Source organism: Geobacter psychrophilus, assembly GCF_056821595.1.
Genome location: NZ_JBXDTU010000004.1, coordinates 1,930,535 through 1,945,048, shown reverse-complemented (window position 1 = coordinate 1,945,048; position 14,514 = coordinate 1,930,535). Strand labels below are relative to the sequence as shown.

The following is a 14,514-nucleotide window of genomic DNA, read 5'->3' as shown; positions in this document are numbered from 1 at the left end:
GTGTGACACCAGCCCCCACACACAAATTTTCAAAACATTCACCAGCCCGCAATATGCATGTAACCTGAGAATGCTACGATGCCTTCCAACCCCGATAAACGGGATAAGTACGTTCACGAAATTATTTCAGCAAACCGCAGAAATAATTTCTAACGTACTAAACAACAGGGGGGTATATGAGCGAAAAGTCGGTAAAACTTCAGGTTGTGAAGGACATACGTCCGGTGGTGTCCGCAGTTACTGCGGCTGCAGGTTTCATGCGCGGTATCTCGATCAAACGCTTTGCCCCCAAATCCCGTCACCATGAGTTTGCAGCTTACGTGCAGAACCCGGATGCCCTCCGCACGCGCTGTCAGATCTACCGGGAAAAAGGTGTCGGCACTGCACCCACCATCGTGCTGGGAGGCTTCGTGCCGGATGCCACCGAGACGGTGGAATTCCAGCGCAAACTCCTGCGGCAGCATGGTTCCATCTACTACGTGAACTATTCCCGTATCGGATTCTGCCAGGAGATGGTTTCCGCCCAGCTTACCGATCTGATCACATCTCTGGTGCGTAAAGGACAAAAGCCTCTGATCATGGGTATCAGCTTCGGCTGCGGTCTGCTCGCCAACTTCCTGAAACATGCCGATGAACAGGTGCTGGAAAGCATCCGCGGCATCGTTCTGGTGAGCCCGGTCATCACGACCGACGACCTGATCAGGCCGACCGGACCAAAACGTGACGGCATACGCATTCTGGAAACCAATCTCAGAAAAATAATATCTGCCGACCCGGCCAATGACATGGATGTCGCCAAACACGTCGAGCGCTCGCGGCGCTGTTTTCAAGCCCTGTTCAATGCCGGGGCCGAGAACCGCACCCTGAGTGTCCGCCACCTTGCCATCCGCAAGAAAATCTTCGATGTTATCGAATACACCACCTCACGGGGCGGATTTGAACGGGTCACGGCATTGCGGGATTTCAGCTTCCCGGCCCTTGCCCGTACGCTTTTTCCCGGTCCGGTGCTGGTGCTTCTGGCTGAAAATGAATCCGATATTCTGGTGCCCTCTTCGCCGACGCTGAAGCTGTTCAGCGAACCTTCGCTCTACTCCAGGATATTTCCATCCTGTCGCGTCAAGATGGTAAAGTCCCATGTAGCCGGGGACGGGGTCGCCCACGCTTCACTGATCTTCCACCATGAGGCCTACAACATGCTGCTGGAAAGCTGGTATGACAAGCTGCTCTATCCGCGTTTTCAGCTGGCGGTCTAAATGACGTTGCTGACCAGGATACAACGTTCCGGAGCGCTGCAGTGCCTGCTGCATTCACAGGCCGTACAACGGGCCGAACGCTGCAACCGGCGGGATCCGTTGGCAGTCCAGCGGCAGATCTTCAGGGAACTGGTTGAAACAGCCGCAGCGACACGGTTTGGCAGTGACCATGGCTTTGCCCGGTTGAACAACAGATCGTTTGGCGATGCCTACCAGTTCTACAAAGCCAGCGTGCCGATCCGTTCGTATCAGGATTTCATGACAGATTATTTTTACCCGGATCAGCCGGTTTCATCCAACGGACGTTCGGCCCCGATCCTGGATAACGCCACCTGGCCCGGCACCATCTCAATGTTCTGCGAAACATCCGGCACAACAGCTCCGACCAAATTCATCCCCTTTTCTGAGCGGATGTTTGCAGAAAACCGCCGGGCCGCCCTCGACATGGTCGCCTGCTATCTGGCCGCCAACCCACAGTCGCAGATCCTCAATGGCAAAATCCTCTACATGTCCGGCTCCACCAGCTTGAGCACGGTCAGGCGCGGGGTCTGGTCCGGTGACATGAGCGCCCTGACACTCCGTTTCCGTCCCTGGTACCTGACCCCTTTTGTGGAACCGGGAGCGGAGATCTCGGCTCTGCCCTGGGAGGAGAAGCTGCAGGCCATGGCAGAACTGTTGCTGCGCGATTCAGATATCCGCGTTATCTCCGGCGTGCCCCCCTGGATCATCCTGCTGCTGAAGCGCTGTCTGGAGATCGGCGGCCGGCCGCTGCGGGAGCTGCTGCCGAATCTTGAGCTGATTATTCACGGCGGCACCAGCATAGCGCCCTATCGAAACGAATTCGAGCATCTGTTCCATGACCGCCTCCCCAATCTGCTGGAACTGCTCCCCTCATCAGAGGCCTTCATGGCCTTCCAGCAGCCAGGCGAAGCGCAGATGCGCCTGACCCCGTATTACGGCGTCTTCTTCGAGTTCGTCCGTTTTGAAGAGCTGGACGAGCATGGCAAACCGGCGCCTTATGCCGACGCAATCCCGCTGGAACAGGTCGAAACCGGGCAGCGCTATGCCGTCATCCTCAGCACCTGCTCCGGGCTGTGGCGCTACCACATCGGCGACACGATCCGCTTCACCGCCACATCCCCGCATTTTATCGAGTTCACCGGCCGGGACCGTTTTCTGGACAAACTGGAGGAGAAGGTCACCCAGGGCGAGGTCGAGCAGGCAATTGCCAAGCTCAACCAGAACGGTCGCTGGAATATACGCGAGTTCATGGTGGGTGCCGATATTTCGACCCGTCGGCACCAGTGGGTGCTGGCTGTGCAGGATGGGGATCTGGATAATGAAGATGCAGGTAACGTATTGGACACGACCCTGTGCGGCCTGAATGCCGACTATGCCGCCTTCAGGAGCCAGGGGCGCATCAATGCTCCTGATGTACTGCTGGTGCCGGAAGACGGTATTTACCGATGGTCGCAGGCGGAACGCGGCAAACTGGGTGGACAAACCAAGATCCCGCACATCGATCCGACTCCGGATTCATCCATGATTCAGAGCCTCGTCAGGTATAGTGCCAATCCATAGGCAATCAACGTCATCTAAACCTCACCATCAAACTGTCACAACCTCTTTGCGTACTTGTAACGCCGCCCTTCATTAAATAAGTGTAAAATCGCGCCTGTACTCAATGTGATGCCTGCGTACTCTTGATGCGCTGCGATAACGGAGGAGGCCCTGCCTTATGTCTGTAACAACCAAACGTTTCTTTCCCCCGCCTTTTACTATCCTCTCACCGACCAGAATCGGGCTGTTATACCTCTGTATCGGGACCGGCTGGATATTGTTTTCAGATACCGCGACCGCCCGGTTTGTAACGGACCGACACCAGCTTGAACATGTTGCTATCCTGAAGGGGATTGCCTTCATCATCATAACTGCCGGATTGTTGCATCTGTTGATCCGCAATTATGCCCGGCAACTCAGTTCATCGCAGGAAACCTTTCACCTGGCCGAGCAGGAGATAAAAAAACTGGCCTATTACGACCGGGAGACCGGCCTGCCCAACCACAACCTGCTGCTTGACCGCTTGAATCAGGTCATTGCCTTCAACAGCCGCAAGCGCAATAACACGGCTGTCATCTATATCAGTCTGACCGGCTACAAGGCTGTTGTCGATGTACGGGGCCATAGCGGCGGGTGCGAAGCGGTGCGTGTCATTGCCGAACGGCTGGTATCGACGTTACGGCAATATGACACGGTCGCCCGTATCCATCGCGATGAATTCGGGCTCGTCCTGGGTGGAACTCTGCAGGAAGGCGACATTGCCATGATTTTGCACAAGCTGCAGGCAATTTTCTCGGAACCGCTCCAGCTGGGGGCGGATGAAACCATCATTCCGGCCTGTTTCGGTGTTGCCTGTTTTCCGGCAGACGGCGTAACCAGTGAAGTGCTGCTGCAGCATGCCCATATCGCCATGAATCAGGCCCGCCAGAATGGCGTGTCGTTCCAGTATTATTCCGAAGCCCTCAATCAGAAGGCTGTCGAGCGCCACAGTATTGAGACCCGGCTGCTGCGGGCGATCGAGGATGGCGAATTTTTCCTGTGCTATCAGCCCAAAATGGACATCAACGGCACGGACATCATCGGCATGGAGGCGCTGGTGCGCTGGCAGCGACCCGGCCAGGGTGTTATCCCGCCGGACAAGTTCATACCGGTGGCGGAAGAGAATGGCCTGATCGTGCGGCTGGGAACATGGGTGCTGCAGGAAGCCTGCCGCCAGAACAAGGCCTGGCAGGATGCCGGTATGCCCAAGCTCAAGGTCGCCGTCAACCTCTCCGCCCGTCAGCTGCGTGACAACGCCTTCCTGCCGCTGGTCATGCAGATTCTGGCTGAAACCGGACTGGACCCCCACGATCTCGAACTGGAACTGACCGAAAGCGCTTTGATGGGTGATTCAGGCGATACAATCGGTAAACTCCTGCGCCTGAAGGAACTGGGCATCAGCATCTCGGTAGATGACTTTGGTACCGGCTACTCTTCGCTCTCGTATCTCAAGCACCTGCCGATCGATACGATCAAGGTTGACCGGTCGTTTGTGCGCGATATCGTCAATGACCCGGATGATGCGGCCATCGTGGACGCGATTGTTGCCATGGCACACGCACTTAACCTGAATGTGATTGCCGAAGGGGTCGAAACCCTCGAACAACTTGAATTTCTGCGGCAGCGTGAATGCCAGCAGGCTCAGGGCTACTATTTTGCCCGGCCGCTTGACAGCCAGCAGTTTGAAGCCTTTATTGCCCAGGGCATGCCGGTTGGCGATCTGTCGGTTTCCACGCCGGATGTGACGTTCGCACCAATCGGCATGGCCGCATCCGCCGGTTCGGGAAAACCCCTTCATCCGGAATCCGTCAGCATCCCGGTTGCCGGGTCTGTTGCGGTGGAGGATATTGGAGTGATTTCCATAGCGGTTGTGCCGGCACATCCCGGAGATAACCTGGCTGCAGTCCTCAAGCGTTTTCAGAGCGATCCGGCCCTGGTGGTACTGCCGGTGGTGGATGACGGCCGTGCCGTCGGTATTATCAACCGCTCCACCTTTCTGGAAGAACATGTCATCGGTATGAATGGCTTCGCCTTCCATATCAACCACTCCAGGAAGATGCGCGACCTGATGGCTCCGGTCACGTTGGGATTCGAAGCGAATGTCAGCATCAAGGATGTTGCCCAGGCCATCCAGTCGCAGGGATTGGACGTACGGGTAGACAACATCTGTGTCAGCCGCAACGGGGTCTATCACGGGGTCGTGGATGTCAACCGCTTCATCAACGCCATTACCGATATCAACCTGACGCTGGCCAAAAGCGCCAACCCCCTTACCGGCCTGCCGGGTAACGAGAGCATCCAGCGCGAGATAACCGAGCGGATTCAGGCCGGAAACGGTTTCGATATCGCCTATATCGACATCGATAACTTCAAGCCGTTTAACGACTACTACGGATTCCAGCGGGGGGATGTGGTCATAAAGGCACTGGGAGAGATTATCTCTGAGGTGACACATTCGTCAGGCGCTGAATTCTCCTGCTTTTGCGGGCATATCGGCGGGGACGACTTCATCATCATCAGCGGGGCACACCATGCCGAGTACATCTCGGCACTGGTCATCGAAGCCCTTGAAGAACATTTGCCGGTGTTCCACGGGGCACAGGATTTTTCCGCCGGATGCTACAGTGCGGTAAACCGCAAGGGAGAGCAGGAAACCTTCGGGCTGATTTCGATTTCCATCGGCATCGTCAATACCCGCTTGACGCCGGTCAGCTCATACGCCCAACTGGCTTCGATCTCTACCGAGGTCAAAAGGGCAGCCAAGAAACTGCCTGGATCATCTGTGGTTATCAATCGCAGGATGGATACGGAATGCTGAACAGGTCAGGAATATAACTGGGGAGCAGGCTGCCGACAAGGTCGAAGGACTTGTGTCGGCTATTGTGTTTCGGCGCCGGCAACTGCGCAAACTCCTTCAACAGCATTCTGCTGCGCATCAAGGTGCAGTATGGTGCTGTAGGTTTGAGTGCTGTCGGGTGCCTTGTCCAGCGTGAATTGTCGTGCATTGGAGCCCATGGCGGTCATCCGCTGCGGGTCGGAGACCATCGAGCTGATGGCGCCGACCAAGTCGTCGCTACTGCCGGCACGAAACACAAAGCCGGTCTCTCCCGGGATCATCAGTTCCCGCGGGCCGCCTTCATCGGATACGATGACCGGCAGACCGGAGGCCTGCGCTTCAAGCACCACGTTCCCGAAGGTGTCGGTGGCACTCGGGAACACGAACAGGTCGGCCGAGGCATAGCCCCGCTGCAGCTGTTCCCCTGCCAAATAGCCGGTAAACAGGGCCGGATACCCTGAAAGTGCTGTCTCCATCTCTTCCCGATAGGGACCATCGCCGATTACCGCAAGGGCGATTGCCGCGCCGGAGTCCACCAGTTCCCTGAAGGCATCCACCAGCATTCCCAGCCCCTTTTCGCGGGAGACGCGCCCGACATACAGCAGCACAAATCTGCCGAGACCCAATCCGCGACCCTTCCAGAAGCCGGGATTGCGCATGTCCGGGGAGTAGCTTTCAGTATCCACCCAGCGGGGCAGCGGTTTCATCCGTTCCGGCGGCAGGCCGCGGGATACCAGCTGTTCGCGGGTGCCGACCGACGGCACCATGACCTCTTCCATCTGGCTGTAGAACCAGATCATGTAGTTCCAGGCGGCCTGTTCCAGGAACTCGTCATTGGTCAGGCTGCGCACATACTGGGGGATATCGGTGTGGTAGGTGCCGGCCAGCGGGATATTCATCATGCGGGCGATCAGGAGGCCCAGCAGCCCGACGGTACCGGGGGTGCTGACATGGATGCGGGTAAAACCTTCACGCTCGATAAAATCCATCACATCCAGAATCGGCGGGAAGTTGAGTTTGAGTTCAGGATATTCGGGCAGCACAAAATCACCCACTGACAGGAACTTTTTTACCCCTTCAATCGCGTCTTCTTCTTTGTCGCCGGCGGTGATGACCGTCAGCTCGACACCAAGGCTGCGGGCGGTGCTGATCAGGCGCTTGATGGTGATGGCAACACCGTTGATCTCATCCAGGGTGTCGGTGAACAGGGCGATTTTTTCGGGGGGCGCAGTGTGATGCATTTCAGGCAGCGCATTCGTAATGTCCCGGATCAGATCTTTGCCCTTGTGCTGGTGGTGAAACGCCAGGTAGTAGGGGGAAATCAGGGTATGCACCAGGCCGATGGTGCCGATTGTATTGAGGTAGTCGAAGAAGCCGGCGTTCAGCGGCAGTGTCATCAGGCGGTTCGTGTAGTGAAATATCAGGCGATTGGCCAGTCGGCTGGTGACGGCGAATATCTTGCGGTTGCTGTCAGCATCGCGGATGCCGGCCAGAAACCCGGCATCACCCAGCAGCGTTCGTGCCTCGGAGTCGAGAATCTCTTCAAAGGTTTTCCCCGCATGGTTGCGGGAAGCCGGCAGGTTTTTGAGGATGAAGAGCCGGATCTTTTCGACGAAGGAACCCTTGTCGGCCCCGATGTTGAAAAAGCGGTCCAGCAGGGCGCTGACAAAGGGTGTTGCGCCGCGCCGCCGCTGGCCCAGGCGTTCCCGGTAGAAGCTGTGGGCAATGCCGTACAGGCTGTGGGCCATGGTCAGCGGCCCGCCGTCCTCGCCGTCGGCCCAGCTTTCTCCATCCCTGACGGCGGCGATGAAGCCGTCAACGGTGGGGGTATCATAGACAGTCGTGTGGGCCCGGGCAATGAACAGGCCGCCGTGGTCATCAGAACCGCCGACAATACCCTTGATCCAGGGGGTATCGCCGTAGGGCTTCAGATCATATCTGTTGGACAGGCGTTCGATGACCGCTTCGTTGAGGGAGGAGACCAGCCGCTTGGTAAAGTCGTTGAAGCGGTGGGCACGGCAGCCGTTTTTGATTTCGAAGGTGGTGAAGAGCAGCAGCGAGCGCTCGATAATCTCCAGATTCAGCTTGTCGTTCTGGGCATAGAGCGGATGCGCCAGAAAGTGGGCAATCTTTTCAGTATGAAGGTAGGCCACCAGCTCGTACACATTTTTGCGCAGTTCCAGGATGATCCGGAATTGCGCTTCACAGATATGCAGCACCACCACATGCACCTTGCAGCCGTTCTCCGGGAAATGGGCCGTAATCTCGGAGCTGACGAAGGTGTCCGGCAGGTGAGCGATCTCCAGGGCACCGTTGATGGCATTGTGATCGGTGATGGTGACGAAATGCATGCCGCGTTCACGGGCGACCCGGTACAGGTGCCGGGGTGAGGTATAGCTCTCGGGGACATTGAACTTGCGCATGGCCCAATAGGTCGGTTTGTTGGAATGGCTGGAGTGGACGTGCAGGTCGGCTTTGTATGAGTTCATGCTATGGGATAGTAGCATGCCAATGTTACAGAATTATTGAGGTTGTGTAATTGTTTCGAAAACTTACGGTGGTAAATGTAAGCGTGCTGCTCATCTGTTGATTCATGGCAAATGTTACAATCTTGTTACATTTGACATACATAATGTATTTATTTTAAAAGTAATTTATAGTGACCAAATTAGTAAACAATGCATGAAGGAGGGAAGCATGGCTACCATCAAATCAAAGATCATCATTAATGTCGTCATCATTCTGTTGACTATCATCGGCATCGTCAGTCTGAATTACTATGACCTGAAGATTCTGCAGAAGATGCAGGATGTCGGGGCTCAGCGTTCTCGCGATTCACTGGATGTCAAAGAGGCCTCTATGGGCGGGATGGCGCTATACCAGATCATTGCCGACGCCGAGATCAACCGGGATCTGAAAAAGACCGAAAAGGCCTGGTCTGAAAAGAAGGCTGAGGTCCTCAAGAATATCGACAAGGTGCTCAAGGAGGCCGATACGCCGGAAGAGAAGAAGCTGGCTGAGGGGGTTAAAACCGCGGCCCAGGAGATCGTGAATATTTTTGAAGGGAAAATGCTCCCGGCCCTCAAGTCCAGCGACGGAATCACGCCGGAGATTCGGGAACTTGATGACAAACTTGATGCCCAGGTTTCCAGGATAGAAGCGGATATGGACAAGGTGACGGCTCTGTTTGAAAAGGAAATGAAGACATACGACGAGGAATTTGATTCAAACATCCGCGGGATGATCACGCAATCGCTCGTCATCGGGCTGATCGGTATCCTGCTGCAGGCCGGCCTGGCCGGCTGGCTGCTGACGACCATCATGCGTCCTGTCAATGCCCTGCGTTCGATGTTGCAGGACATCTCACAGGGCGAAGGCGATCTGACCAAGCGGCTGGACGCTACGAGCAAGGACGAACTGGCGGAAATCAGCAGCTACTTCAACCTGTTCATCGAGAAGCTGCGCGGCATCATCGCCCAGGTAGCCCAGACCGCTGTTCAGGTGGCCTCGGCCTCCAACCAGCTGCATTCCACCGCCGAGCAGATCGCGACGGGCGCCGAAGAGGTCGCCTCCCAGACCGGGACCGTGGCAACGGCCAGCGAGGAAATGGCTGCCACATCGGGTGATATTGCCCACAACTGCCTGAATGCCGCAGACAACTCGAACCGGGCCAGTGAAACCGCCCGTTCTGGATCAGATGTGGTTCGTCAGACAATTGTAGGGATGGAGCGTATTGCAGCACGGGTAAAGAGTGCCGCAACGACGGTTGAGAGTCTGGGGGCCCGTTCCGACCAGATTGGTGAAATCGTGGGTACCATTGAGGATATCGCCGACCAGACCAACCTGCTGGCCCTCAATGCCGCCATCGAGGCCGCCCGTGCCGGTGAGCAGGGTCGCGGCTTTGCAGTCGTAGCCGATGAGGTCCGCGCCCTGGCCGAGCGCACCACCCGCGCTACCCGCGAAATCGGAGAGATGATCAAGGCCATCCAGAGCGAAACCAAGGGAGCAGTCGCTGCCATGGATGAAGGTGTTGCTGAGGTTGAGAGGGGTACGGAATCATCGGTGCAGTCGGGCGAGGCCCTGGAGATGATCCTCAACCAGATCAACGATGTCACCATGCAGGTCAACCAGATTGCCACGGCAGCCGAGGAGCAGACTGCAACGACCAGCGAGATCACCACGAACATCTCCCAGATTACCGATGTTGTCCACGCCACGGCGCGAGGCGCCTCCGAAACGGCATCGGCTTCGGCAGATCTGTCGCGTCAGGCGGAAGAGCTGCAACGCTTGGTAGGGCAGTTTAAGCTGTAGATCCCGCACGCTGCTGACAGCGATCTCGTAACAAACGGGGCTTCACCTCATGGTGCAGGCCCCGTTTGTTTGATAGAGCCATGACTGGTTCAATGCTGGTCTATCCTCATATTGATTCGTTCGGCTCCGCAATTTTTTTCTGACGAAGCGATGAGTTCCTCCCCACAGTCGACATGTAGGCCAGAAACGCGACAAAAAGAGCACCCAATATGACAGCTGCGAAACCCAGACCAAATTTGATTGTTGCGATGGTTCCCATGTTAGTATCTCCTGTAATCCATCTGTGCAATTGAGGCTCAACGCATCACGCCTGCGTAAGCCGGCCGCTCCGGGCGTGCGGATCAGATTCGGTCGCCAAAATTTTCGAATACCCGTTCCCGATGAGTCGTCACCTTAGCATGCGCGTGTTACATCCCGGTGGCGGAGAGGTTATTTTGTTGTAAAAAGTGCTGCTGTTTCGCATGCAATTCCCCAGAGTTTTCGCAATCGTAACCAGGCCACAGCCTGATCTCAACGCAATCCTGATAGACTGATGCCCATGGATCATGACGTTGATTGGCTGTATGGGTGCGTTAACGAAATAAGGAGAAATGTATCATGTGGAAAGAAGATGTTATTGACCTGAGTGTAAGCCGCTTTTTCGAGATGTCTGCCCGAGTTGTCCTGTCGTTGTTGATAGTAGCTATTCTTTTGACAATCCTGTTAGGAATCGGTGGTACGTTTTACGACATGAGGCTTGTTTTCCAGCAAAGTTTTCATGCGGCCTTCAAAACAATCATGGTGGATATGCTGACGGTGCTTGCCATTGTTGAGGTGCTGCGTACCGCACTGGCCTATTTTACGGAAGGGCGGGTCAAGGTCACCTATATCATCGATACGGTGATCGTGACGGTGTTAACAGAGGTGATGGCCTTTTGGTACAAGGAGATGGAGTGGCAGGAGGTTGCCATGATTATTCTGTTGGTGCTTTCCCTGGCCTGCATCAGGATCATTGCCGTCAGGTTTTCTCCCCGTCGTTTCAGAGAAGAGTTGTGACAATGAGCGGCATCTTTCATAGATGCAGCTGTTTGATGTTATTCGTGACACTCTTCCTGATGCCGGGATTGCTGTTTTCGGCCCGCAATTCCGAAAAAACGGTTGCTCTCTATAACGTTTCCTCCAGGGGTTTTTCTATCGGCGAGATTACAACCACCCAGCGCAGAACGGAAGAAAACGGTGTAGCCACTGTCCACTTCGAAACCAGAACAGCGGTCACGGCATCGTTTTTGTGGATGGGGTACCATCTGGATACAATCGAGAAGGGTACCCTCCTGAAGAAAGAGCTGGTCAGTTATTCTCGCAAGGGGCGGGATAACGGGGCCACAATCGATGTTGAGGGACGGCTGGAAAATTCTTCATTCCGTTTTGCTGTGCGTGAGCAGGGGGCGATGCGCTCTATTGTCGTACCTCGCAAGAGCTACGACTACACGACCATGGAGTGCCCGGAAGCGCAGCTGGATTTTACGGACAAACCGCAGATCACTCTGAAAATTCTGGATGTGGAAAATTTGATGGTAGTCAAGCGGGAGTATCGCCTTGTCCGCAATGAGGACTATATTGTAGCAGGAAAGGTATACCCCTGTCGGGTGGTGGATTATACGGACCTGAACAAAAAGGCCCGGCGCTGGATCAGTTGGGACGGGTCGGCGGTAGTGATGTACCGTCAAGACAGCCGAGGAGGAGAGAACTCCTACTCTGTTCAGGCGGTCTCGGTGGCCAAGGTGCTGTAGTCAGGTACATCACGCAGCGGAGTTACACCGCCTGAACACGTGATTCCACCCTGGAATTATGATAGATTGACGATCAAGGAGCTACAAAATGTCTAAAAAAATCGGACACAATTATGAGCGAGACCCGTATCCGTGGGACGCTTCCAGGAAGCTAGGCAGATCTTCGGAATGGACATGCTGTGGCATGAATCTTCCGGCAACGTTTTACGTCTGCCCGGTATGCGAAAAAGAGCGTGATACTGACTCCGGCAGCTTGACAGCGGAAGACTCAGAATAAATTCTTCATGCAATCGACCGGCCTTCTTCATAACAGCTCCTCCTCCCTATTTAAAAAACAAACTCCCCACCCCCAGCGTACGGGAAACATCCCACAGGTTCATGAACAGGGGATCGAAGCGACCGTGTGCAACCTGTTCCTCTTCTCGCTCCCAGAAAAACAGCCGGCCGGCAGGATACAGGTAACCGAAAGGATAGGCGGTCTTGCTTTCGCGTTGGCTGGTCAGCAATGCCAGCGGGTAGCGGTAGCCTGATTCCTGCTGCTTGACCAGTGCCAGGGCCTTGTAGCGAATCAGGCGGGCGTTTGTCAGCAATTGTGATGAAGTGCTTCTGTCACGACCGCTCTCACCTGTCCGTTCACTGACCCTGGCTGACAGCGCTCGCAGGGTGAAAGCCCGATGGCGCGCCCTGAGTGCGCTGACTGCCAGGGCACAGGTCAACTCACGAGCCAGCTTTTGCCGCATGAAAGCGGCAGGGCTTCCTGTTTTGTCGGCCCTGGCGAGTAGTGCTTCCATGTGCTTTGAGAGGTTTCCCATTGTGCGGGCGTACTCCTCCAGGTCGTTGATCGGGCCGGCGAGCTGTTGGTGTGCCTCCTGTGTGGTGGCCGACCGGAGCAGCTGGGAGTAATGGAAATCCGGCGCCGGCTGAAACGGTTTGTCAAAGGGGTGCGGCAGCTCGGAAAAAGGGGTCGCGGCAGCCATATAACGCATGAGACCCCGTTCTTTCAGGAAGTAATTCTGGAGGCGCAGGGCTTCTTTCCACAGCGGTCGCAGGCGCGAATCAGGCAGTATCTCCATCAGCGGGGCCAGGGAACTGCTTTTCCGGACAGCCTGCGCATCACGATACTCCCATGTCCAGCGGACAATACTCCAGTCGATCAGCCAGTAGCCCCATTCCCAGCCCGAGGTAAATGTCAGGTGCCCGTTGACGCCCAGTCCGGCCATTGTCTCGATGTCCTGGCAACGGGCATCCAGGTAGGGCAGCAACAGCAACGGGACCGGCGTGTCAAATCCCACCCAGTAGGATGATTCCGGCCAGTACCAGGTCTCGCGGCGCAGCAGTTCCTTCTGAGCCGTCTGCAGCATGAAACACTGGTTTTGGTTGCCATAGACCGGAGCGGTCGCCTCTGATACGGAATAGCACATCACCGAGTGCACCAGGATGCCGCTGCCGGCAAGCTGCGGTTCACGTGCTGCATCTGCGCCTCCGATGACATGGGTGCCGAACAGCAGCAGCGTATGGTAACGCTCTGCCACCTGTCGTTCGAGATGGGCCTGGATGTCAGGAACAAGGCTGTTCAGGAACGGCAGATGTTCGCCCATGGTCGGCTCCAGAGCAACAAAGTCCCACGGAGCCTGGAACAGCCAGGCCAAGGTGTCATCCACCTGTCGTCGATAGCCGGGATACGGGCGCAGCAGGGTGATGGATTGGAACGCCTGCTGCTGCAGCATGCTCAGCGAGATCTGAACTCCGCACAACACACCGCGCTTATGGGCGTATTCGGCAATCCGGGCGGCATGTCGGGGCCAACGCTTGCGGTCTATGCCGCGCAGCAGCACAAACTGCATGGTGTTCTGGCCATTGCGCGCCAGCCAATCGATGTATCGCGCCACATCCTCGAAGGCGTTGGGATAATCCGGGTTGAGCAGCTGTTCAGCCAGTTCGATCGGGTGCATGGTGTGCAGATGAAAACCGTTTTTTTCAAAACGTGGTCGGCCGGAGAAGGTGAAGTGCGCAGGAAGCGGCCATCGGCGGTACTCCGGGATGACAGACTCCCGCGGGTGATGGAAGCGGAATCCCATTTTGGCTTGCAGCAGACCATACAGTCCGCAGGATACCCCTTGAGGTGAGCCGGCCTGAAGCCTGAGGATTGTCTGGCCTGCTGCGGAACAGGACTTCCAGCGATATGAGCGGTCGGGGGACGGCAGTCGCTGTATGTTCGAGGCCGGTAAAGAAACGGGATGCGGCTTGTTCGTTGATATGTTGATATCCGGCAGGACGATGACGACGTGTGCCCCGGTTGTTTTGTTGATGCTGATCTCGGACGATGGCATGGCCTGCTGCAACAACGTCCTGGTGTCTTCAATGGCGGTTTGGGCAACCGGCGACGTGAGCAGCTTTGCTGGAGCCAGGATGGTGACTCTGAGGTTGGATGAGTGTGCAGGAACGACGAATAATACTGCCGTCAGTATACCTGCAGCGGCTGGCAGCCTGAGCAACCGGTAAAGGGTGCAGCAAAAGCCGGACGTGATACACGGGATGCAAGCGTTTATGAAATTATTTTCAGCCGCAATCCGCACTGGCACTATCCACCGGAATATCCTGCTGAATTTTAAAAAATTCCCTCATTAATCCACGAACAATAGCAGATTCTGCAACGCTGTAACATACCAATTCAGCAACGTTTTGGTTACAAAAAATTATCCAAGTTGGAACCCAATCGTAATTTTGTTTGTGTTAGAAAATCGTC

General features: G+C 55.8%; 9 protein-coding genes. 6 read left to right on the top strand and 3 right to left on the bottom strand.

Going from position 1 to position 14,514, the window contains the following annotated elements; all coding sequences use genetic code 11:
* The first annotated feature begins 176 nt into the window (after positions 1-176).
* The 3 genes from ACOCF6_RS11390 (at position 177) to ACOCF6_RS11380 (ending at position 5,670) form a co-directional block, all read left to right on the top strand.
* A complete protein-coding gene (locus tag ACOCF6_RS11390; RefSeq protein ID WP_482460498.1) occupies positions 177-1,253 on the top strand; it encodes an alpha/beta hydrolase in 1,077 nt (358 codons plus the stop codon).
* On the top strand, positions 1,254-2,834 hold the full coding sequence (locus ACOCF6_RS11385) for a GH3 family acyl-acid amido synthetase (protein ID WP_482460497.1): 1,581 nt from the start codon (positions 1,254-1,256) through the stop codon (positions 2,832-2,834).
* Positions 2,835-2,991: 157 nt separating this feature from the next.
* On the top strand, positions 2,992-5,670 hold the full coding sequence (locus tag ACOCF6_RS11380; protein ID WP_482460496.1) for an EAL domain-containing protein: 2,679 nt from the start codon (positions 2,992-2,994) through the stop codon (positions 5,668-5,670).
* Positions 5,671-5,729: 59 nt separating this feature from the next.
* On the opposite strand, the gene ACOCF6_RS11375 is transcribed toward ACOCF6_RS11380, so the two are convergent.
* Positions 5,730-8,177, bottom strand: coding sequence for a glycosyltransferase (locus ACOCF6_RS11375; protein WP_482460495.1), 2,448 nt, complete (start codon positions 8,175-8,177; stop codon positions 5,730-5,732).
* 208 nt (positions 8,178-8,385) lie between these two features.
* Between ACOCF6_RS11375 and ACOCF6_RS11370 the strand changes: the two genes are divergently transcribed.
* Positions 8,386-9,999 (top strand): methyl-accepting chemotaxis protein, encoded by a 1,614-nt coding sequence (locus ACOCF6_RS11370; protein WP_482460494.1) that lies wholly within the window; start codon positions 8,386-8,388, stop codon positions 9,997-9,999.
* A gap of 106 nt (positions 10,000-10,105) precedes the next feature.
* On the opposite strand, the gene ACOCF6_RS11365 is transcribed toward ACOCF6_RS11370, so the two are convergent.
* Positions 10,106-10,258: a hypothetical protein gene (locus ACOCF6_RS11365; protein WP_482460493.1), complete on the bottom strand. Its 153-nt coding sequence runs from the start codon at positions 10,256-10,258 to the stop codon at positions 10,106-10,108.
* 338 nt (positions 10,259-10,596) lie between these two features.
* Between ACOCF6_RS11365 and ACOCF6_RS11360 the strand changes: the two genes are divergently transcribed.
* Positions 10,597-11,034: a phosphate-starvation-inducible PsiE family protein gene (locus ACOCF6_RS11360; RefSeq protein WP_482460492.1), complete on the top strand. Its 438-nt coding sequence runs from the start codon at positions 10,597-10,599 to the stop codon at positions 11,032-11,034.
* A gap of 35 nt (positions 11,035-11,069) precedes the next feature.
* The gene (locus ACOCF6_RS11355; RefSeq protein WP_482460491.1) at positions 11,070-11,768 is read left to right on the top strand and encodes a hypothetical protein; all 699 of its coding nucleotides are present in this window, start codon (positions 11,070-11,072) and stop codon (positions 11,766-11,768) included.
* Between the two features lie 323 nt (positions 11,769-12,091).
* Here ACOCF6_RS11355 and ACOCF6_RS11350 read toward each other — a convergent pair whose 3' ends face one another.
* Entirely contained in the window at positions 12,092-14,263 is a 2,172-nt protein-coding gene (locus ACOCF6_RS11350) for a hypothetical protein (RefSeq protein WP_482460490.1), read from the bottom strand.
* Positions 14,264-14,514: the final 251 nt, after the last annotated feature.

Excerpts from the sequence above, each read along its gene's own strand:
- ACOCF6_RS11390 (WP_482460498.1), top strand. The coding sequence starts at position 177 with ATGAGCGAAAAGTCGGTAAAACTTCAGGTTGTGAAGGACATACGTCCG.
- ACOCF6_RS11385 (WP_482460497.1), top strand. The coding sequence starts at position 1,254 with ATGACGTTGCTGACCAGGATACAACGTTCCGGAGCGCTGCAGTGCCTG.
- ACOCF6_RS11380 (WP_482460496.1), top strand. The coding sequence starts at position 2,992 with ATGTCTGTAACAACCAAACGTTTCTTTCCCCCGCCTTTTACTATCCTC.
- ACOCF6_RS11375 (WP_482460495.1), bottom strand. The coding sequence starts at position 8,177 with ATGAACTCATACAAAGCCGACCTGCACGTCCACTCCAGCCATTCCAAC.
- ACOCF6_RS11370 (WP_482460494.1), top strand. The coding sequence starts at position 8,386 with ATGGCTACCATCAAATCAAAGATCATCATTAATGTCGTCATCATTCTG.
- ACOCF6_RS11365 (WP_482460493.1), bottom strand. The coding sequence starts at position 10,258 with ATGGGAACCATCGCAACAATCAAATTTGGTCTGGGTTTCGCAGCTGTC.
- ACOCF6_RS11360 (WP_482460492.1), top strand. The coding sequence starts at position 10,597 with ATGTGGAAAGAAGATGTTATTGACCTGAGTGTAAGCCGCTTTTTCGAG.
- ACOCF6_RS11355 (WP_482460491.1), top strand. The coding sequence starts at position 11,070 with ATGTTATTCGTGACACTCTTCCTGATGCCGGGATTGCTGTTTTCGGCC.